The following is a 20626-nucleotide window of genomic DNA, read 5'->3' on the forward strand; positions in this document are numbered from 1 at the left end:
ATCGAAGAGGGTTTTCTTTTCCGCAAAATCGGCGCGCCAACGCAGCTTTGTCGGGTAATGCGACAGCCGCCTTCAACGCTCTTGACCTTGTGCGGGAGAGGCAGTATCGGCACCTATGCCCAAGGTGCTAAACTGGATTCGCGGCCGTAAACAACCAGCCCCCAACGACGACCGGAGGCGGCGCAGAATTGACCTCGGCGACAAGCCGGCCTCTTTTCCTATCTATGCCATTGGCGACGTGCACGGCAGCCTCGACCTGCTGTTGCAGGCGGAGCGGAAAATTCTTGCCGATCTGGGACCCGACCCCTCACCCGCGCTGGTCATTCTCCTCGGCGACTATGTCGATCGCGGACGGGACTCCCGTGGCGTTCTCGAACATTTGCTGCAGCCGCCGCCCGCGCCGCTGCGCCGTATTGCGCTTTGCGGCAACCATGAGCAGCTCTTCCACGATTTTCTCGAAAATCCCCAGGAGAATATGCACTGGCTGGACTTCGGCGGCCGCCAGACGCTTTTATCCTACGGTGTGGATATCGACTATTTCCTGCGAAAGGGCCGCCTGAGACTGCAGCCATTCAGGGACGCCCTGCTCGGCGCAATTCCGCAGACCCACCGCCAGCTTTTATCCAGCCTGCCGATCTACGCCCGGATAGGACCCAATATTTTCGTGCATGCCGGCTTGAGACCGGGATTGCCGCTGGAGGCGCAGACGGACGAGGACATGCTCTGGATCAGGGAGCCGTTCCTGTCGCAGGGGGCCGGGCTGGACCTCGTCGTCATCCACGGCCATACGCCGGTGACGGAACCGGAAACCGGCCCGCAACGGATCGGCATCGACACGGGTGCATTCACCACGGGCAGGCTTACTGTTCTCAGGCTTTCGGATGCGGGCTTGCACCTGATCGGTTGAGTGCGCGTTGCTCACCCGCATTATTCCGCACTAACTGAACAAGAACCGGTGGCGGTGCCAGGGCTTTGGTTTCAACCAGCCTGCCTGCCACTCAGAATACCATCAAGGACCGCCATTTGCCGGCGATTCCATTCAACGCCGTCCTCAAACGCCCTGTTTCCCAGTTCCCGCCGCTGATCGCGGCTGGAGGCGAGCTGCAGGATCGCGTCTGCGAAAGCCCGATGGTCATTATCTTCCACAATGACCACGCCGCGCCGGTATCGTTCCGAAAGCCCCCGCACACCTGTTCGGGTGCTGATCGTCGGAACACCGGCGGCCAGGGCATCGAGCAGTTTTATATTGATGCCTGTTCCGAGCGTAATGGGATTGATGGAGAGCGGCGCGCGCGCGAAAGCGTCCTTCAAATTATCCACGCGACCGAGCTTGAGAATGCCCTCCCCGTCTTCGATCTTGCCGCATATGCCGCCCGCCAGAACCAGGCGAATATCCGGCTGGGCCGCCCTGACCAGCGGCATGACGTTCTGCACGAACCCTTTCAGTGAAATGATGTTGGCGTCGTTGCCGGAACCGAGGAACAGGAAGTCGCTCGGTGTGAAGTCTTCCACTCTTCCACCGAGATCGAGAATATGGCTGACGGTCGCAACAACCGGCGGCTCTTTGTCCAGCCGCTGCCTGAACGTCCGCTCTTCTTCCTCCTGAATGGCGACAACCACGTCCGCACGGCGGAAAGCCCTACCCTCCACGGCTGGCGGAACGGAGAACCAGTATCCATATTTGTTCGCGGTATTGACGAAAGCCTTGTGTCGGTCGGCGAAGGAATCATGGGTGTCGAGAATGCGCAGCACCCCCTTCGGCAACCCCAGGAACGCCCGCGAATGAAAAGCATATTCGACAATGACGGCATCGAGACCAAGCCGGTGCTGAAGGTCCCGAACCTGCCGGCCGATTTCGGGATAATAGAACTCGTCGAGGTGATTATAAAAACCGCTGTCGCGACCGAGAAGGCGGTGGACTTTTCGGACGGCTCGAAACGCGATCACCTCAGCTTCGAAACCCCAATCCCCGATAAGCCGTGTTTTAAAACCGCTCCGCTGCCGTGATACGAAATGCAGGTGCCCGGAACTGAATTCTGCTTCATGCGCGGCCGGATCGAAATCGGCGGCAATCGGGGTATCAACATAAACGAAATGCACCTCATGTCCCAGGCTGCGAACGGCGCGCGTCAGTTGGAGAATCCGGCTGCGATTGCCCTCGGACGCGGGAACGGCGGGAATGGCTGAGACGAACGCAACTTTCACCTGAATGTCTCACGCCTGTCTAGAGAATGTTTCAAACAGCTGAAAATTTCTTCTGGAAAGTTCAAGAACCTCGGGCAGCTTATTCTTTACGTTTTCGCGAATTTCATCAACGTGATCCACGAACTTTATCATAGTACTTGTGATACCCTCCTCGGTATAAAACGCAGACGGCGAAAGAAGATCGGATGCGGCAAGACGAAAATGCTTATATAGCCCCTCAAATTTACCTTGATAGGCGATACATGTAACCGGCACACCTTTGCCCAGCGCCGCGATGGCAAGGTGCATGCGTGCGCTGACAAGGCCATCGAGTTGCCCCGCGACCCCTTTCAGAACAGGCGCAGGCCACTCACCTTCAAGATACCGAACTTTGTCTGCAAGCGAAGCAGGGACGAGTTCAGCAATGGCCTGGAGGCAAGCCTGGTCGCCAAAGCCTTCCCGGTAATCGTGCGGAATGAGCAACCAGCATACCGGTCTTTCCTCGGCGACAAATTTAAGCGCTTCCACTCCATGCCGGATAATCGCATCAACCTGCACTTGATCTGCGTTTTTAAACAACATGGGATGCAGGTTGAAGCCCATTACTCTGAAGCCTTCAGCCCGCTTTCGCTCAATCCATGAACGCGTCTCCAGATCAGGCTCTGATGGAATGAGACTAAAGGCAGAATCGGCAACAAGTGCTGCATTTGTTTTCGCGAAGGAGTTAAGACGTTCAAGGGAGACCGCGTCACGTACGTTGAGTGAAACTCCCGGATGCAGAGTTCGATAGAACATGGCCAATATGGGAGAAGGCGTTTCATTAAAACTGAAACCGAGGATGACACTCTTAATTCCGGCGGCCGCGGCCAGATCCGCGCTGGCGAGAAATTTCGCACTTACCAGTGGGTGGTAATATCCGTCCATGACATCCGCACCGACCACTACAACACAGTCATAATTCCGCGCCACGAATTGTTGAGCCAAAGCTCTTATAAAATCAGGTTTCCCAAAGATATCCACGGGGGTGAAGCCCCTCTCCAGGGCAGGGCCGACAGAATCCGATCCTTCGACAAGAATATCTATTTCGACTTCAGGATTACTCGCGCGAGCTTGCTGTAAAGTGGCCGTAATCATTGCATCGTCACCGATGGACCCAAAAAGAGTTACGGGGTCACCCGTTACGATCAAAATCCGCCTGAGTTGCGTTCCCGCAGCAACAGGTTTGATACTGCGTTTCAACGCTTGCAGATCCTTAAAGAGCTGCCGAATTATCACATCGCCGTTTCGCTGCTCGTTATATTTCACCCATTTCTTATGAAGTGGTGCCGGCATGATCTTCTTAACTAGCTTGCGCATTCTCTTTCCTTTCGAGAAATTATTTTGCTCGTGAGGAGCGTGATGGCAGATCTGGCTTCGCTCCTCGCGGTCAGGACTAAAAGAAAAGAATAAGTCGCAACGAAAATGGACCCGAGCATGAGTCCAGATAGGAAATCGCCCATCCCAAACGCGCTAACCTCAGGACGCATCCAGTAAACGAGCAGAAAGCATAATCCGCTGGATGCAAAGCTCGGCAGGAGCAGAAGGAAGATTTTCCCTAGACCAATGCCAAGTTCTCGCGCGACATAAAAAAACGTGAAAGGAGTAGAGGTGACTTGCCCGAGGACATATACAGCAACGATTTCTTTAATGTCGTTTGTCGGAACGAGCAAAATCAGCAGGATCGTAGAAATCGCCTTCACGCTTCCGGCAATCAGTACTTTGCCAGGCTTGCCACGCGCAGAAAGAAAAGGACCGTTTTGAAACTGGACGCATTGCAGCGCGCCTAGCAGAAGCAGCGGTTGCGCCACCTCATCTGCCCCTTGCCAGCGGCTACCGAACAGGACGTTGCAGATTTCTGGCGCCAATGCCGCGGCGAGCACAAAGACTGGTGTCGAGAAGATCGCCGACATGGTGATCAACTGCTTGTAGAGCGCCGCCATTCGTTCCCGTTCGTGCGAAACGCGTGAAAGCACCGTCAGCGAGACGTCATAGAGCGCCGCCTGAAGCAATTGCATCAGAAGTTGATAGAGCCTGCTGCCAACGGTGTAGAGCCCGAAGACGGCCACGCCATAACGTCCCAAGATCATGAAATCGATCAGGCGCGTGGCCGCGAAATCGACGATACGAAGGCCGAGCGCCGACGAACCAAAGCGAAGCAGTTCGACGAAGGTGACGGGATTGAGAGTGGCGCCCGGCAACCAATGCGGTTTTCGCCAGAGCCAGACCAGCGTGACGATGGTGGCGACATAGGTCTGCACGACGAGGCTCCAGACGCCCATGCCCATGATCGCGAAAACAATCGCCACGCCGCCGCCGACGATGTTCGAGATGAAAGTTCTGATTGCCAGCGGTTTGAAAGCCAAAGCACGGCGATAATTCACCTCCTGAAACATCGATGCCGTGTTCAGCGGCAGCAATATGCAGATCGCCACAATGACCGGCGCCAGCCCTTCGACCTCGAACCAGCGTTCCAGTTCCGGTGAAAACACGCAGACAGCGACGGCCAGCAGCGTTGCGACCGTGACCGAGGCATAAAAGGGCAGATTAACGTCGCCGGGTTCCAGGTTGCGTTTCTGGACGATCGCATCTGCGAATCCGAATTCCGACACCATCTGGATTAGCATCAGAACCAGACCCGCGGTGGCGACCATGCCGTAATCGGTTGGACTGAGGAAACGGGCCAGAACGATAAAGAGAATGGAGGTAAAAAGCTTGCCGCCCCAGTTCTGGACGATGGACCAGAACACGCCTTTCAGGGCGGCATTGCCTATCGACGTAACTTCGGCCATCAATCCACCATCCGTAAACCCGGCCGCGTCGACGCAACATGCGCAGCGGCCGCAAAACAGTCGACGCCCAGGCCGTGAAAGCGGAGGCTGCCCTTATTGCTTCCCGCCATATGCCCTCTCCTTTGAAGAAAACCGCAGCAACGGACCGGGTCCGTTGCCGGTTAAGATGCACGCAGGGTTCGGCTTTGCCTGCTGCTCGCCAGCACGTCCTCATAGAGTTTCACATAATTTTCGCCGACCCGACGCGAGGTGGATTCCTCGACGATGTTTCCGAAATCGGCCTCCGTCGGCAATTCTTCGCGCGAGAGCGTCAGCACCCGGCGGATACGGGCGGCAAGGTCGGTGGCGTTGCCCGGTTCGAACAGCCAGTCATGGTTGGTCTCGCCGATCAGCTCAGGAATGCCGCCGGAGGCTGCGCCGATGACCGGCACGCCCATGGCATAAGCCTCGTAGATCGTGCGTGGCGAAGGCTCGGCCCAGAACGATGGAACGATGAGCACATCGATCTCTTCGAGAAACTCCTTCGGTTTCGCCCAGCCGACGAATTCGATCGGCAGATCGCCGGCCTGAGCCGTGAAACGCTCGATCGAATCGTCCATCGCATGGCCGGCGACCAGACAGCGCCAGTTGCCGTGACCGATTTCCCTGAAGGCATCGACCATGTTGCCGACGCCTTTTTCCGTATTGATACGGCCGATATAACCGAAGGTCAGCGGCCGGCCAGTGCGGTCGATCTGCCGGCGGGCGACCGGATCGCCCTCCGGAACCGTGCAGGAATAAAAGATAACGCGGCGTAGATTTTCCGGGATGTGACGGAAAAGCCCGTGATTGACATGCGTCTTGAGAATTTCAGTGCCGACGCTTGCGACAGCGCTGATATAACGCTGGGTGAATTTCTTGGTGAAATTCACCGCCTGACAGCCGAGATGGATGTGCTCGCAGGGCTTGCCGCCCTTGAACATGGCGGCGTTGCCGCACAGGAGATCATATTCGCAGATCGTGTGAATGATCGGAATGCCGCGCTTATGCGCCGCCCGCCACACCAGCGTCGTCACATCCAGCAGCGAATGGGTGTTGAGAACGTCAGGCTTGAAATCGTCGAGGACGGCCTCGAACTGTTTTTCGACGTCGAAATTCCACTGCTGCTTGAGCTTCTGCATGCGCCGCTGCTGCGGCGAATATTGCGGCCAGTCCTCGAGCCAGAAATCATTGTTGTGGAACATGCGGTAGACGGAGACGCCGTTGCGCATGGTTTTCGGTTCGGCCTGCCGCTCGATACAGGCGGCGCCGACCGTATGTCCCATGGCGACGAGTTCCTCGGCGAGATGTTCGACCGAGCGTTCGCATCCACCAACGATATGCGGCGGATAAAGGCTGCTAAGATGGAGAATTCTCATGCGGATACGCTCTGTTTTCCTTCATCGAAAATCTATGGCGTCCATCCCGGCTCGTTCGTCTCCCCTCATTCCAGGAGACCAATGAGACATCTGCAAAAATAAAAGAGCCGGAGCGGAACTAATGTTTGAAAATATGAATTACGAAAATGTACTTTTCAAAAAGCACGGGAATCGACGCTATTTCAAGTGATTTTTTTTGCGGCGCGGCAAAAGCCATGCGGTGTTGCGAAAAGAACCGGCCTCGTGTTACGATTTAGCCACTTTAAAGCGCAGGCAGCCGGTAAAAATCGGTTGCGTTGCAGGCAATGATTTTACTGAAATTCATAATATCATTTTATTTCAAAGAGATGGATTTTGGGCGGCCGCACATGCCAAGATTTCCGGACCATTCTGATATCGAGACCGGGCAACCGTGACCGCCATTCAAACGGCGACGCCCATGTGACGGCGTCTGTCTTATCGTTTCCCCGGACATGCAAGGAGGCGCAGATGAATGGAAGAACGCCGGCCGCGATGGGTGGCCTGACGCGGCGCAACCTGCTTTCAGCAGCACCCCTTGCATTGGTCGCCGCCTCGGGTCTTCACGCTACTTCGGCAAGGGCGCAGAGACTTGCTTCCGCCAGTACCGAAGCCTTTCTGGACAGTGTCGGGGTGTGCGGTCACTTCACCCGCCCCACGGGCGTCTATCCGGAACGGTTCGACCGGATCGTGCCCGAGCTCGAAGCGCTGGGCGTCCGGCATCTGCGCGACGACGGGCTCATCGCCGCGAGAGACAGTCGCGACAGCCCCGTCTTTCAGCGCCTGCGACGGATCGTGGCGGCTGGCGTTCGCCTCACCGTCATCTGTTACGACAATCTCAATCCTTACGTTTCCACGCCGCTCGACAGGCTCACGGATTTCTATGACTGGTGCGACGCGGGTATCGATATTTTCGAAGGCAGCAATGAACCCAACCTGACGAAGGACCCGCAAAATGCTCCGCGCATTTCGGCGGAGCATCAGGCGGCGTTGCACGACACCATCCGCTCGGTTCCGCGCCTGAGTGCGTTGCCCGTCGCGGCGCCAAGTTACGTCCTGTCGAACAGAGCGCTGGCGCTGGACCTGAAAAATGCCTGCGACTACGGCAATATCCACCCTTACGCCGGGATGGAGCATCCCGAAACGACCGGTCCGGGGGCACTTTCGAAATCCGTCGCCGCTTCGGCGCATATAGCGGCCGGCAGGCCGGTGCTCGCCACGGAAATGGGTTACCATACCTCTCTGCAGACCGGGACATTTCATTTCCCCGTCACCGAAGGCATCAAAGCGCGCTATATGCCGCGCATGCTGCTCTGGTGCTTCATCAGCGGTATCCGCCGGTCCTACATCTATGAAATGGTTTCAAGCTTCGCCGCCGATGAGACAAACCCGGAATCCTCCTTCGGCCTGCTGCGCCATGATCTAAGCCGCACCCCCGCTTACGAGGCCGTTCGTACCCTTCTTTCTCTTTGCAGGGCGGAACGGCAGACCGAACCGGCGGAACGACAGCTCGATTTCCTCACCGCCGATTCCCAAAGGTTGGCCCTGCACCTTACAAGACCGGACGGTGCTCTGCTCGTGCCTGTCTGGCTGGGGATTTCCGGCTGGCAGTGGCCGGCCCGCATCGAAAACCCGCCCGCCGAACGGATTACGACATTTTCGGTGGCCGGCCAGCACAATCACGTTATCGCACACCGTTTCCGCGATGACGGCTCCGTGAGCCAGCAGACAATGACGCAGGAAAGCGGCCAATACCGGCTTTCCGTCAGCGACCAGCTTACGGTTCTGGAAGTTTTCTGAATGACGCGCAGGAAATGCCGCATCGCAAAATTGTGTGTATCGGGTCGCGCCATTGCATGATAGCCTGCTTGAATACTGGACTTTTGCCCCGCAAAAGCGGCGCAATATAATACTAAATATATCTTTATTTTTATAGATTGACGATGATGAAAAATTTCAAGAAAGCGCCCGCCGCCGGCGCACAGCGTCTCGATGTCCTTCAGCTAATGCGCGCCGTCGCGGCAACCATGGTCGTTGCGCTGCACGCGGACGTGAACTGGCCATTCACACTTTTTCCATTGCATCTGCTGAGGCTGGGAGGCGGTGTCGACCTGTTTTTTGTCATTTCCGGCTTCGTCATCGTTTATGCATCCCGGCCCTATTTTGCAGCGACGGGCGGTCGTTCCGCATTTCTGCTGCGCCGGTTCCTCCGCATCGTCCCGCTTTACTGGTTTGTGCTGACCCTTAGGCTCGCCATGGCCGCCAGCGTGACCATTATCAGCGCAAAGGCCTTTCCGCCACTACAGTCGATCCTCACCTCCTACCTGTTTATTCCCTATGACAGCATGGGTTATGGCGATGCCTATCCGTTTCCGCTGATCGATCTCGGCTGGACGCTGAATTACGAGATGTTCTTTTACATCGTTTTTGCAGCGTTCATCTTCCTGCCGCTGGAGCGCGCGGTTTTCACGACAGCCGGCGTGTTGTTTGCCGCCGTCATGATCGGCTCCGCCTTCGATCTCGGCCTGCCGTTCAGCTTCTGGTTCCAGCCGATCATTCTGGAATTTGTCGCAGGCATGTTCATCGCGGTCCTCTTCCTGCGAGGCGTTCGCCTGCCGCCCCTGCTCGGGCTTGCAACGGCCCTGTGCGGCATCGCGATCTGGATGCTCACCGATCTGAACAGGATAGGGTTCAAGTGCGATCCGGGCTGTTATTCGTTTTCGCGGCTGCTGGTTTTCGGAGGCGGCGCGATTTTGCTGATGTCAGCGGCGACCTTGACCAGAAACATCTCCCTGCCCCGTTTCGCCCAGCCGCTGGCGAAACTCGGCGATTCATCCTATGCGCTTTACCTGCTGCACCCCTTTATCTTCCGGGGTTTCAAGATCGCGCTCGGCGGCGTGACGTTCCCGCCCGAATGGGGCAACCTCGTTTATCTCGTCATCGTCGTCAGCACCGTCGCCATAGCCCATGTCTTTCACGTCCTTGTCGAGACGCCGGCCAATATCTGGCTGCGTGACCGGCTGATAACGTCACCACGCAAAGTCGCCGTGTCATGAACAAACCGAAACAAGGCAAGGGCGGCTGTTAACAATAGCTGAGTGTTTCCGCAGCAAGTCTATTTAGTGCTTGATCCTTTGCTGGGGCTGTGCGATTTAGAAGGAAATTTTAGATGTTGGGTAAACTTGCCTGGCATTGGATGTATTTAAAGTCGTATTTTAAAAGATTTGGAGAGTTGGATGCCCCGCATTCGTAACGGCTCGATGCTCGTTGGTGCGATGTTCATCGCCAACATGGGTCTGTTTTCCGTTGTCGCCAACGCACAGAACGTGGAAACCGCACCGCAGCAAACGCCCTTAGTTGAGAGCGGGGCAACAGGCGGGCCCGTCAAGGCCGCAGATGAAACCACCGCCGCATTTCTGAACCGCGTCAACACAAGCAATCCGGACACGGTTTCGATTGCTACGGCGGAACTGTTCAAGCAGTCTCCGACGCAGGGGATGATCAGGGATCTGGTCTCCATCGCTTCCAGCACGGATGCGGCAACGGCCGATGTAACCGGAAAAGTGACGAGCGGATTTCCGATCATCGCCGTGTCCACCAGCGCAGCGCAGTTCTCCGAACAGCTTTCCGGCCTCATCCTGAGTGACTCCGGCCAGCTGCCCACCATCGTCGCACTGGCCCAGAAGGTCGGTAACAAGGACTTCTCCGAAGTCGTCGGCGAAGGCTTGGCGCTTGCCCATGCTACCGCAATGAGGAACGGCAATACGATACTGGCAGCCGCCATCCAGTTGCAGACAAAGGGCGCCAACGTGCCCGCCGACCTTCTGATCGCCTTTAGCGAGAATATCCAAGGAACGGCTGCCGGTCCGGCCGCCCCTGCGGCTGCCGCGGCGGCGGCCTCGCCGATTGGCGGAGCCGGTTCCTCGCCGGCAAGCGCCAACAGCATCGGCGGTTCGGGAACGGCAGGCGCCGCAGATGGCACCGCACAGGCGGGCGGCGGAAGCGCACCCGTCGGCGGCGGCGGCAGTGGCGGAACGACAGGCAGCACCAGCACCGGCACTTCCTTTTTCACCACGATCAACAATTTCTTCTCGACCGGCAGCACCACCACGCCTGTCAGCACAAGTCCCGTTTGAGTTTGGCTTTGTCGCCTTTCCCGCGGGGAAGGCTGCCGCCAGTTCTGTGATGCAACCGTGACTTGGCGGGCGCTGCGCCCGCCGAAAAGAGCGAGGCTGACAGTTGTTGCAAAGGCACGATCCCCTGACGATGGCTGACTACGATAAAGGCGGACTGACGTCCGAGTTTATCGATATCGACGCCGTTCTTGCAATGATCCGCCGACAATGGCGCATCGTGCTTGCCGCGGTCGCAGTCGCCGGGGCAATCGGCCTCGCTTTTGCGGCAACGGCCGTTCCGATCTATTCGGCGACGGCGACGCTGCTGATCGACCGCAATAACAGCCAGATTGTCGAACAGCTTTCGACGATTGGCGGCGTTATTGAGGATGAAGCTTCCATTCTCAGCCAGGTCGAGGTGCTGCAATCGGAAACCATCGGGCTTGCCGTCGTCGATAGTCTCAACCTCACCGAAAACCAGGAATTCAGGGCAACACGCGCATCACTTCTAAGCTCGATATTCGGCACCATCCGCTCACTCGTCAATGTTTCGCAATGGTTCTCGCCAGCGAAGAAAAAAGAGGCGGTGGTTGACGATGGAACCCTGAAGAGGTCGCTGTCGGACCAGCTGCTCAACGGCCTCAGTGTCAAGCGCATCGGCCGGACCTACGCGCTGGAACTCACCTATAATTCAACATCGCCGGTTCTCGCCGCGCAGATCGTCAACGCCGTGGCTTCAGCCTATCTGGTGGACAAGCTGAATTCCAAATATGAGGCGACAAGGCGCGCCAGCGACTGGTTGTCCGACCGTATTGCGGAGCTGCGCCAGCGGGCGCTCGAAACCGATCTGGCCGTGCAGAAGTTTCGCGCCGAACATAATCTGATCTCGACCGGCAATAACGGCCTGCTCTCCGATCAGCAGCTGGCGGAATCCAACAGCGCGCTGATCCTGGCGCAGTCGGAAACGGCCAGGGCGCGGGCGCGGGTGCAACGCATCGAACATATTCTCGCCACCGACGATGTCGATGCGGTCGTTACCGATATTCTCGACAGCTCGGTCGCCAACGATCTGCGCAAAAAATATCTCGAAGCCTCCAAGACTGAGGCGGAAATTACCAGCAGACTCGGCAGCAACCACATTCAGGCGGTACGTCTGCGCAATGAAATGCAGGAATACCGGCGGCTGATGTTCCAGGAAATCAGCCGCATCGCGCAAAGTTACAAAAGCGATCTGGAAGTCTCGGAAGCAAGGGAAAAGTCGCTCGCCGAAAGTGTCGCCAAGGCGACCGACATCAGCAACTCCGCCAGCGAGACACAGGTTCAGCTGCGCGAATTACAGCGTGAGGCCGAAACCTACAAGAACATGTACCAGACCTTCCTGCAGCGATATCAGGAAGCGATGCAGCAGCAATCCTTCCCCGTGACGGAAGCGCGCGTGATTTCCAAGGCGATGCCGCCCAGAACCCCGAGCAAGCCGAACAAAACCATGATTTTGGCCCTGTTCATGATCATGGGCGCCGCAGCAGGCGGCGGCATTGCCGTGTTCCGCGAATTCCGGGATCGTTTTTTCCGCACCGGGGAACAGGTCCGTGATGTTCTTGGGCTGGAATTCCTCGGCAATACCCCGCTCATCCAGAACAACAAGGCCATAATAGAAGATCAGGACGGCGGCCATCCGGCCCTGACGCGCCCCACCAGCGTTGCTCGCTACGCGGTCGACCATCCGCTCTCCTCCTTCGCCGAAACCCTGCGCAGCACCAGGCTTGCCATCGATCTCGGCGTTCCCGCCAAAAGCGGGGCGCGGATTGTCGGCGTCGTCTCGGCCTTACCGAGCGAAGGGAAATCCACGATCTCCATCAACCTTGCGCAGCTGCTCGCCGGGCAGGGTGCGCGGGTCCTGTTGCTGGATGCCGACATTCGCAATCCCGGCGCAACGCGCGCCATGGCGCGTCACGCGAGTGAGGGCCTGCTCGAAGTCCTGCTGGAAGGCCGCAGCGTGCAGGATGTGCTGCTTCATGACGAAAAGACGCGTCTCGCTTTCCTGCCTACGGTGGTCAAACAGCGTGTCCCTCATTCTTCCGAACTGCTAACCTCTGCGCAAATGCACAAGCTCCTGGCCGAAGCGAGCACCGCTTTCGACTATATCATCGTCGACCTGCCGCCACTTGGGCCGGTGGTCGACGCCCGCGCCATGGCGGGGCGGATCGACGGTTTCATCTTCGTCACGGAATGGGGCAAAACCGCCCGCAGGGCGGTGCGGAACACGGTGGAGAATGAGGTTCATATCCGCAAGAAGTGTCTCGGCGTCATCCTCAACAAAGTGGACACCGAAAAGCTGAAACTTTACCGCGCCTATGGTTCGAGCGAATATTATCATTCGCGCTATACACAATATTACCATGATCAGGCGTGACGGCGTGACGCGCCTGCGGAAAACCCTCACGGTCGTACCGGTTGTCGTCATTTCCATATTTGTCCTGTCCGTCGCCGCCCAGGCCTTTTCGCAAAGCCGGCGTTTTTCCGATATTGTCGCATTGGCGCGGATCGCCGACGACAATAATGGCCTTGCGCCAGATCTCCTTGCGGAAACGATCCCTGAACTTCAGCCCATCGTCACCGAAAAAATCTGCCGTTCGGATATCGTCAAAGCCGGGCTAAGGCTCGTTCTGGCCGATCTCGATGCGAATGGCGTCGATCCGGCATCCGATTCCGGCGCGGCGCGTCTCGGTTTTGCCGAAACCTTCATTCGCCATTCGCTCTCTTGTTTTCCCGCAAATGGCGATGTCTGGCTGCGTCTTGCCATGGTTCGCTCGCTGCGCAACGCCTCGCCCATGGAAGTCGCCGTGCTGATGAACTTCTCCCAGCTCTACGGGCCTGCCGATGCCAATCTGATCCGTGGGCGTTTCATGATGTGGCGGCAATTTCCGAAGAACACCTTGCCCGAGGCCGAGGCGGCCCGCGAGGCGGATACGGCCGTCGTCTGCGGCAGACAGGGCGAAATCCTGCGGTGGACCCTGGCGGAAGTTTGCCCAAAGCCAGCGCCAGCGGACACGAGACGCCCCGCGCCGCCGTCATGATCTGAAACGATGAAACGGCTGAGCCTCGTCGATATTCGCGGCATAGCTACCACAAACAATTCCGACAAAGCCCAAAGATATGTCGCTCACCGAATCCCGATCAGAACCGCTCCCCTCCTTGCAAACCCCACCGGTGGCAGTTCGGGACTATGTCCGACCGGTCGCAATAATCGCGTTCTGGGCAATATTTCTGTTGGCGCTTCTCAATCGCGGCGCAACGGAAATCGAAAGTCGCATCGTTGTCACGATGGCGATCTATCTCCTGCTGGCGTCGGCAATCCTGCTGTTCGGGCCCCCAAAGGGCGGTGCAGGCAAAGTACTTACGGCGGCCTGCTTTTTATTTGGAGCGCTTATCGTTCAGGTGCTGTTGCAAGCCTCCTCCATGCCTGGCATCGCGCGCCCCAACCCGGCCTGGTCCATCGCCGCCATGTTCATGCAAAATGCGCCAGCCGCCACAATCTCACTGACACCTGCGGATGACCGGATCGGCCTCATGAGCGCCGCCCTGCCCTTTGGCGTCTTCATGACGGGCCTCGTGATTTTCGATAGCGACGAGCGCGCGGCGAAGACGCTGCGATGGTTCGCAATCGCCGGTGGCTGGCTCGCGCTGTTTTCCATCGTGCAATTCGTGCTTTTCCCCGAAGCTCTCGGCTTCATCCAGAAGCGTTTCTATCTCGGCAGCCTCACCGGCCTTTTTGTCAATCGCAATACCGCCGCGACCTTTTTCGGCCTCATCCTTATCACGCTCACCGCATTGTTGCATAAAAGCCTCCTCGCTCCGGATTGGGTCAGGGTAAAGGCGCTCGTGGCAAATCGCCTGACCGTGCCGGTGGAGCAGAAACAGCTCATCCGCAGGGCCGCATTTCTCGGTGTCCTCGCTGGCTTTTGTTTCATCGCACTGATGTTGACAGGATCGCGTGCGGGGATCGGCTCAAGCCTCGCAGCGCTTATTTTGCTGATCCTGCTGATTGTGTTCAACTCTCCGGCCAGAACCGGGCGCAATGGGGCCTCCAGCCGGCGCAGGCAGCGCGGGACGAGACGTCGCGCCGCGCTGCTGATTGCCGTCGCCATCGCCCTCTTCGCGCTTTTCGCCAACCGGGTGGCGCTTCGCATGGAAATGCGTTTGGAAGACGATATGCGCTTTTGCTACATGCCGGGCATCGCACGCGTCATCGCCGACAATTGGCCACAAGGATCAGGTCTGGCAAGCTTTACGGAAATCTATGCGCCCTATCATGTGGCGCGATGCGGGGTGGACGCCGTCGTCACCCATGCCCACAATGTCTACGCTGAAGGGTTGCTGACACTCGGTGCAGCCTTCCCGTTTTATCTCGCTTTTTTTGTGCTCATCCAACTGGTGATTTTCATTCGCGGGGCGCTGAAACGCAGAAATTATCGTTATGCCTCTCATCTCGGCCTTGCCGCGCTGCTGCTCGTCCTGCTGCATTCAACGCTTGATTTTTCGCTGCAAGTTCCAGGCTTTGCAATGGCCTATGCCGTTTTCCTCGCCCCGGTCGTCATGCTTTGCCTGAACCCGCCCGGAATGGAACGGGAAGGCCGCAAAAGGCGCAGACAATTTCCAGACGATACTGCAATGCCGGCGCCGGACCGTTCAGGTCCGACAGTACAAACGCCGCTTCGTCTGCAATAACGGGTTTAACGAATGCAAAATAGGTCTCGTGATCTTAAAGGCGCAGGAATTTGAGCATGCGGATATTGCAGATAACCTCGCTATTTTCTCCGGATCGGGTGGGCGGTGCGGAAATATTCGTGGAAGACCTTGCGCGTGGACTTGCAGATAAGGGGCACACGGTCGCGGTGGCCGCCATCTCACGTGAAGAGCAGGCAGGGGAACAACGCGATGGTTTCACCATTCACCGCCTCGGGCATACCACGCCGTTCTTTATCGGCGACTGGGGGCAGCAACCGGAATGGAAACGAAAATATTATAAGATCGCCGTACAACTGGATCTGCGCCTCGTTCGCAGGCTTGCGCGTGTCATCGATGATTTCCGGCCGGACGTGGTCAACACACATTCGCTGTCGGAACTGACGCCGCTGATCTGGCCGATGATCCGCAAGCGCAGCGTTCCGCTGGTTCATTCGCTGCATGATTTCACGAGCATGTGCACCAATGGCTCCCTGTTTCATGACGGGCATATCTGCGACGGCAGCAGCAAAAAATGCCGTGCGTTTTCTTACCTCCACCGGCGTTGCCAATGCGCGGTCGATGCTGTCGCCGGCGTTGGCCGCGATATCGTCGAACGCCACGTGCGGGCCGGCTTTTTTACCCATGTGCGTGAAAACCGCCGCGCGGTGATCTGGAACGCCATCTCACCGCCAGATTCGCCGGAACCGCGCATTGCCCGTACACCCGGCAACCCTCTGGTTTTCGGCTATCTGGGCCGCATCGAAGCACCGAAAGGGGCTGACTTGCTGATAGAAGCGTTGCGGCTTTTGCCACCGCAGGGCTGGCGCGCGGTCCTGGCAGGGCGTGCGCCGGATGGTATCGAGACCTATCAGCAAAACGCAGCCGGCCTACCGGTCGAATTTCCGGGCTATGTGGAGGCCGATCATTTCTTCGCCGGCATAGATTGCCTCATCGTACCGCCCCTATGGCCGGAGGCCTTTGGCCGCACCGTCGCTGAAGCCATTCTGCGCGGCGTACCCGTCATCGGCGCAAATCTTGCGGGTGTCGCCGAACAGATCGGCGCGGACAGGCCGGAACGCCTGTTCGCCCCGGGCAATGCCGCCGAACTGGCCGCACGCATGGCAGAAGCGATGTGCAATCCCGCCATGCTTGCGGAAACACCTGAAACCCGGGAGCGAATTCGCCAAGGCGTTGATCCTGAAGGGGTCATCGCGGCCTATGAAAAGCTCTATGCGGATCTGTGCAAAACCGCATGATCGTGCCGACAGCGTCCCTCTTCAGGCTGCGGCTCCTTGCTTGAAAAGCCGCGCGTAGCTCTCCGCAGCCTTGTGCCACGAATATGATTTGCGGTTTTCATAACCCGCCTGGCGGAGATTTTCTGCCAGCTCCGGATTGTCCAAAAGTCGCTCAAGCGCGATGACGAGGCTTTGAGCGTCAGCGGGATCGAACGTGATCGCCCCGTCGCCGGCAATCTCCGGTGTTGCCGAACGATTGGAGCAGACGACCGGGCATCCCAGCTGCTGCGCCTCCAGCACCGGCAGGCAGAAGCCTTCATAGGTGGAGGGGACGCAAAGGCAGGCTGCGTGACGGTAAAGTTCGGCCAGTTGCCGGTCATCTATGCCGGAAAACCGGATCAGCCGGTCCCGCAACTTAGGATCGTCCAGCGCGCTGGCAATTTCCTCCGCCTCGTCGCGGCCAACATGCACGATGCGCAAATCCGGCCATTTTTTGCCAAGTATGGCAAAGGCTTTGCCCAGGAGAGCGAAATTCTTATTGGACGTCGCGTTTCCGACCGCCAGTATGTAGCGTCCGGGAACAGGCGGCACCGTGTCGAAAGCCCCGGGATCGACATTCAGCGTGCTGTCGGAATGAATGGTGATGCTCTTACCGGCAGCGGCGGGATAGAAACGCCCGAGATCCTTCCGCGTCGCTTCGGATACGCAGACGATCCGATCCGAACCGGCCATCATCAGCTTGAAGATGAAATCAGTCGTCAGGGTCGCCCGCCAGCCGATCTGTTCCGGAATGGTTTTGAAATAAAGATCATGAACAAGGGTGAGACGCCGTTTGCCGCCGAGGGGACTTCCGAAAGGATCGGCATTAAAAAGCACATCGATGCCATGCCGGCGGCAGAGCGCGGGCAGCGTCACGGCCTGACGCACCACATCGAAAATCATGACGCGCGGCCGTGGAGTCTCGATGAGTTGTAGTCGGCTGTCGCGCAGGTTTTGAGGCAATTGCGCCCGCGCCCAGGGAGAGCGCAGAACATAGTCGTCGGTCGTCTGTTCCAGCAGCCGCTCCAGCAGACTGAACGTCACGCGGGCCACACCGGAGGCCTTGCCGCCATATTGGCTCGGCATGTTTATGAGAATGCGCATCCTGGCCCTTCCGCCTGCCGGCATTGCCTGTCCCTGTCGATCGCCGCGCGAAACCTCACGCCGCCTCCGTCAGCAGCGCGGAAACGGAGCGGCAGGTTTCCTCCAGCGAGAAACGCTGGCTCACATCCTCCCGCCCCTTTTGCGCCAGCCTTTCCGCCAGAGCGGGTTGCGACAGGATGCAGCCGATCGCCGCCGCCAGCGCCGGGGCATTCCCCGGCGGCACGAGAAGGCCGGTTTCGCCGTCACGGATGATTTCGGTAACACCGCCGCCGCGCGTGGCGACAACCGGACGCCCGCACATCATCGCCTCCACCACCACCCGGCCGAAGGGCTCGGCAACAATCGAGGTATGAGCAACCACATCCATCGCCGCCATCAGTTGCGGCACATCCGGGCGGAAACCGAGGAAACGGACGCGGCCGTCGAGGCCGAGACGGGACGCCTGTTCGCGGATTCGCGCTTCATACGCTTCCTGCCCGAAAAGCGCACCGCCGACGATGACCGCCTGCACGCCCTCCATCGCCGCAATCGCATCCAGAAACACATGTTGTCCCTTCCATTCGCTCAGCCGGCCAAAAAGGCCGACAAGCGGTTGCGGACCAAGGCCCAGTTCCGCACGCAGCCGCGCGGCCGCGCCGGGCTCATAAATCCTTGCTTTCGCGGGGTCGAAGCCGTTGTAGACGATGCGAACCTTATCCGCCTCGCCTCCGGCCTCGATGAAAGCCCGGCCCGTCTCTTCGGAATTGACAGCCACCAGCCTGGCGAAAAGGCGCGCAAATGCCAGCGAGGCCCGGCGATTGGCGGCGCTGAAAGCGGGATCGGTGACAATATCGTGTAAAATCCAGACGAGCGGCCGACGGCTGAGCGTCGCGGCCAGCGCACAGACAAAAAGCGCCTTTTGTGAGTTGGCGCAGATCACATCATAGCGCCTCGCCTCCCGGCTCAATTGCCAGGCAACCGCCATCACGTCGGCCGCTCCGCGCAACAGCGCGCCGAAAGACGCATCGCGGCGTATAGACAGCATTTTTTCTCCAGCGGACAGCATGACCGGAGCCCGCCCCGCATCAATGAGATCATCTGCGGCCGCACCGCCACTGAGAAAACAGGCGCGCCAGGAGTGCGGGCCCGCCTTGACGAGGTCCGTCAGAAAAAGTTCGGCGCCGCCTTTCTCTCCGGTATGGCTGACGAAAAGAGCCGATGTCATGGCGTCTCCCCCGCCGGATGGGAGGACCCATGACGCATCCGCCTGTGATTGCGGGCACGAACTGCCGGCCGGCAAAAACAACGAACCTGCCCGAAAGCAACAGCAATACCGTCACCGAAATCTGCGCAAAAACGCATTTCTCTAGATAAAAACAACTGGATCAAAACCTATATTATTAATAAAATTCAATAATACCAATAATAGCTAGAATAATATTCTATTTTTATATTTCGAGCCAAATCAAAGAAAAATTCATGACGCTCTTTTTCACGCGCTGTTTTCTGTTTCGCCCCCGGCATTTTTCCCCGGCTCTCGCAGCGGGACTATTCTAAGGCCAGACCAGGAGAACGAACGATGAGACCGCCCGGATACAACATATGCATATATTTGGCACGAACGGAAGAGGTGGCCGCATGATCGGTTTAACGCTCGGCATAGGTTCCCGAAACATGGGCGACGCCGGTCTTTCCCTGACCGCCTTCTCGCCCTTGCGGGCCCGTCTGGCGGCCGGCCAGAATGCCACGATCTTCGTGAACGGCGACAGCACCGCCCATGCCGAAGCCGGACCATTTCAGCAATTTGCGATGATGCTCGGCGATCTGCATGATACGACTGTTGTGTTATACCGCTGGGCGGAATGGGAGACGAGCGCCGCCACCGGACCAAAAACCTATGCGGCCCCGGTTACGCTGCGCGCCGGCAAGGGGGCGACGCTGACGCTCTATCTTGCGACGCTGCCCGGCGGCATGGCGGGGTACATGCTTGCGGAACAGCGCTCGGCAGCGCTGGAGATTCCCCGTCCCGACCTCTGCATCATGCATCATGGCCACAATATGCAAACTTTCGAAATGCCGGGCAGCATTTTGAGCTCCGGACGAGCCGCGCTGCTCGGACCACTGGGAATGACCGAATGGAAATGGCCAAATGCTCCTCAACTCATCACCACGCAGAACCCGTGGCGTGATGGCACGGGTTACGACAAGGTCTATCAGGCGACCCTCGACCTGGCCCGCTCCCATCCGAATCTCACGCTGGTGGATACGCATGCTATATTTATGGCGAAGGGCAAGGACGCCGCGCTTTATCGGGACAATATTCACCCCAACGAGGCGGGTTCCTGCCTGGTAGCCAAGGCCCTGCTCGATTCCTATCTGAGGTCGGCACGCGATAACAGCTTCCAGACACCTTGCTGGCCAAGGCTGCCCGCCGCCAATCTCATCGGCAATGGTGATTTCACCGATTGGACTGGTTCCGTCCCGACGGGCTGGGGCATGACTTCGCCAGGTTCCGCCACCCAAACCACCGAAATCATCTTCTCCCCGTCCTTTGCAAGCAGCCTCGCCCTCTATGCAAATGGCAGTCAGACGGCAGGGCTCACACGTTATTTCCGCAATGCGGAGGCCGTCGCGATGATCGGCAGGACCGTTTCCTTCGCCGTTCTTTATAAAAACAACGGGAAGCAGCGTCTGCCCTACATAACGCTGGTTGCGAAAAGCGGCGGCGCAGTCCGGACGATTGTCTGCTCCGCCCTGCAATTTGGAGGGGCCAACATCTCCGGCAATAGCGGCTGGATGTGGGCGATCGCTAACGGGATCGCCATAGACCCCGACATCAACCCGGCGGGGTATGCTTTTTATCTGCGGATCCTTCCGGCATTCGGCACCGGCGCGCCCGGCTCGAATGAGCCACTTCACATTCAGCGCATCATCGCCGTCGAAGGGGATTTGCCGAAAGGCAATCTGATCTCATGACGAAACGATAAAATATCTTGCGT

At 58.2% G+C, this 20626-nt stretch carries 15 protein-coding genes; 9 read left to right on the forward strand and 6 right to left on the reverse strand.

The window, feature by feature from the left end:
* The first annotated feature begins 115 nt into the window (after window positions 1-115).
* Window positions 116-907 (forward strand): metallophosphoesterase family protein, encoded by a 792-nt coding sequence (locus AGR1_RS18190; RefSeq protein WP_149147780.1) that lies wholly within the window; start codon window positions 116-118, stop codon window positions 905-907.
* A gap of 71 nt (window positions 908-978) precedes the next feature.
* On the opposite strand, the gene AGR1_RS18195 is transcribed toward AGR1_RS18190, so the two are convergent.
* The 4 genes from AGR1_RS18195 to AGR1_RS18210 all read right to left on the reverse strand — a co-directional run bounded on the left by AGR1_RS18195 (window position 979) and on the right by AGR1_RS18210 (window position 6409).
* Window positions 979-2205 carry a glycosyltransferase family 4 protein gene (locus AGR1_RS18195; protein WP_149147781.1) on the reverse strand — a complete coding sequence of 409 codons (1227 nt, stop codon included), beginning with the start codon at window positions 2203-2205 and terminating at the stop codon, window positions 979-981.
* A 9-nt stretch (window positions 2206-2214) separates the two neighbouring features.
* The gene (locus AGR1_RS18200; protein ID WP_149147782.1) at window positions 2215-3540 is read right to left on the reverse strand and encodes a polysaccharide pyruvyl transferase family protein; all 1326 of its coding nucleotides are present in this window, start codon (window positions 3538-3540) and stop codon (window positions 2215-2217) included.
* A complete protein-coding gene (locus tag AGR1_RS18205; protein WP_149147783.1) occupies window positions 3528-5012 on the reverse strand; it encodes a lipopolysaccharide biosynthesis protein in 1485 nt (494 codons plus the stop codon). Before AGR1_RS18205 ends, AGR1_RS18200 begins: the two co-directional genes overlap by 13 nt.
* Before the next feature lie 161 nt (window positions 5013-5173).
* A complete protein-coding gene (locus AGR1_RS18210; protein WP_149147784.1) occupies window positions 5174-6409 on the reverse strand; it encodes a glycosyltransferase family 4 protein in 1236 nt (411 codons plus the stop codon).
* A gap of 489 nt (window positions 6410-6898) precedes the next feature.
* On the opposite strand from AGR1_RS18210, the gene AGR1_RS18215 reads away from it, so the two are divergent.
* The 7 genes from AGR1_RS18215 (at window position 6899) to AGR1_RS18245 (ending at window position 16526) form a co-directional block, all read left to right on the forward strand.
* Entirely contained in the window at window positions 6899-8227 is a 1329-nt protein-coding gene (locus AGR1_RS18215) for a hypothetical protein (protein WP_149147785.1), read from the forward strand.
* A gap of 143 nt (window positions 8228-8370) precedes the next feature.
* Entirely contained in the window at window positions 8371-9483 is a 1113-nt protein-coding gene (locus AGR1_RS18220) for an acyltransferase (protein ID WP_080796589.1), read from the forward strand.
* 180 nt (window positions 9484-9663) lie between these two features.
* Window positions 9664-10563: a hypothetical protein gene (locus AGR1_RS18225; RefSeq protein WP_080795238.1), complete on the forward strand. Its 900-nt coding sequence runs from the start codon at window positions 9664-9666 to the stop codon at window positions 10561-10563.
* A 130-nt stretch (window positions 10564-10693) separates the two neighbouring features.
* Entirely contained in the window at window positions 10694-12955 is a 2262-nt protein-coding gene (locus AGR1_RS18230; RefSeq protein WP_149147786.1) for a polysaccharide biosynthesis tyrosine autokinase, read from the forward strand.
* Window positions 12942-13619 (forward strand): hypothetical protein, encoded by a 678-nt coding sequence (locus AGR1_RS18235; protein WP_149147787.1) that lies wholly within the window; start codon window positions 12942-12944, stop codon window positions 13617-13619. The genes AGR1_RS18230 and AGR1_RS18235 overlap by 14 nt, the downstream gene beginning before the upstream one ends.
* 79 nt (window positions 13620-13698) lie before the next feature.
* Window positions 13699-15270 (forward strand): O-antigen ligase family protein, encoded by a 1572-nt coding sequence (locus tag AGR1_RS18240; RefSeq protein WP_149147788.1) that lies wholly within the window; start codon window positions 13699-13701, stop codon window positions 15268-15270.
* Window positions 15271-15326: 56 nt separating this feature from the next.
* Window positions 15327-16526, forward strand: a complete 1200-nt coding sequence (locus AGR1_RS18245) for a glycosyltransferase family 4 protein (RefSeq protein ID WP_149147789.1) — start codon at window positions 15327-15329, stop codon at window positions 16524-16526.
* A gap of 21 nt (window positions 16527-16547) precedes the next feature.
* Here AGR1_RS18245 and AGR1_RS18250 read toward each other — a convergent pair whose 3' ends face one another.
* Window positions 16548-17648: a glycosyltransferase family 1 protein gene (locus tag AGR1_RS18250; protein WP_149147790.1), complete on the reverse strand. Its 1101-nt coding sequence runs from the start codon at window positions 17646-17648 to the stop codon at window positions 16548-16550.
* A gap of 55 nt (window positions 17649-17703) precedes the next feature.
* Window positions 17704-18852, reverse strand: a complete 1149-nt coding sequence (locus AGR1_RS18255) for a glycosyltransferase family 4 protein (RefSeq protein WP_149147791.1) — start codon at window positions 18850-18852, stop codon at window positions 17704-17706.
* 413 nt (window positions 18853-19265) lie between these two features.
* On the opposite strand from AGR1_RS18255, the gene AGR1_RS18260 reads away from it, so the two are divergent.
* On the forward strand, window positions 19266-20603 hold the full coding sequence (locus AGR1_RS18260; protein ID WP_187772225.1) for an SGNH/GDSL hydrolase family protein: 1338 nt from the start codon (window positions 19266-19268) through the stop codon (window positions 20601-20603).
* Window positions 20604-20626 lie beyond the last annotated feature (23 nt).

This window comes from Agrobacterium sp. B1(2019) (assembly GCF_008274755.1).
Lineage (GTDB): Bacteria > Pseudomonadota > Alphaproteobacteria > Rhizobiales > Rhizobiaceae > Agrobacterium > Agrobacterium salinitolerans.

What these genes read in the sequence shown, in the direction of transcription:
- AGR1_RS18190 (WP_149147780.1), top strand. Translation starts at nt 116, where the DNA reads ATGCCCAAGGTGCTAAACTGGATTCGCGGCCGTAAACAACCAGCCCCC.
- AGR1_RS18200 (WP_149147782.1), bottom strand. Translation starts at nt 3,540, where the DNA reads ATGCGCAAGCTAGTTAAGAAGATCATGCCGGCACCACTTCATAAGAAA.
- AGR1_RS18205 (WP_149147783.1), bottom strand. Translation starts at nt 5,012, where the DNA reads ATGGCCGAAGTTACGTCGATAGGCAATGCCGCCCTGAAAGGCGTGTTC.
- AGR1_RS18210 (WP_149147784.1), bottom strand. Translation starts at nt 6,409, where the DNA reads ATGAGAATTCTCCATCTTAGCAGCCTTTATCCGCCGCATATCGTTGGT.
- AGR1_RS18215 (WP_149147785.1), top strand. Translation starts at nt 6,899, where the DNA reads ATGAATGGAAGAACGCCGGCCGCGATGGGTGGCCTGACGCGGCGCAAC.
- AGR1_RS18220 (WP_080796589.1), top strand. Translation starts at nt 8,371, where the DNA reads ATGATGAAAAATTTCAAGAAAGCGCCCGCCGCCGGCGCACAGCGTCTC.
- AGR1_RS18225 (WP_080795238.1), top strand. Translation starts at nt 9,664, where the DNA reads ATGCCCCGCATTCGTAACGGCTCGATGCTCGTTGGTGCGATGTTCATC.
- AGR1_RS18230 (WP_149147786.1), top strand. Translation starts at nt 10,694, where the DNA reads ATGGCTGACTACGATAAAGGCGGACTGACGTCCGAGTTTATCGATATC.
- AGR1_RS18235 (WP_149147787.1), top strand. Translation starts at nt 12,942, where the DNA reads ATGATCAGGCGTGACGGCGTGACGCGCCTGCGGAAAACCCTCACGGTC.
- AGR1_RS18240 (WP_149147788.1), top strand. Translation starts at nt 13,699, where the DNA reads ATGTCGCTCACCGAATCCCGATCAGAACCGCTCCCCTCCTTGCAAACC.
- AGR1_RS18245 (WP_149147789.1), top strand. Translation starts at nt 15,327, where the DNA reads ATGCGGATATTGCAGATAACCTCGCTATTTTCTCCGGATCGGGTGGGC.
- AGR1_RS18250 (WP_149147790.1), bottom strand. Translation starts at nt 17,648, where the DNA reads ATGCGCATTCTCATAAACATGCCGAGCCAATATGGCGGCAAGGCCTCC.
- AGR1_RS18255 (WP_149147791.1), bottom strand. Translation starts at nt 18,852, where the DNA reads ATGACATCGGCTCTTTTCGTCAGCCATACCGGAGAGAAAGGCGGCGCC.
- AGR1_RS18260 (WP_187772225.1), top strand. Translation starts at nt 19,266, where the DNA reads ATGATCGGTTTAACGCTCGGCATAGGTTCCCGAAACATGGGCGACGCC.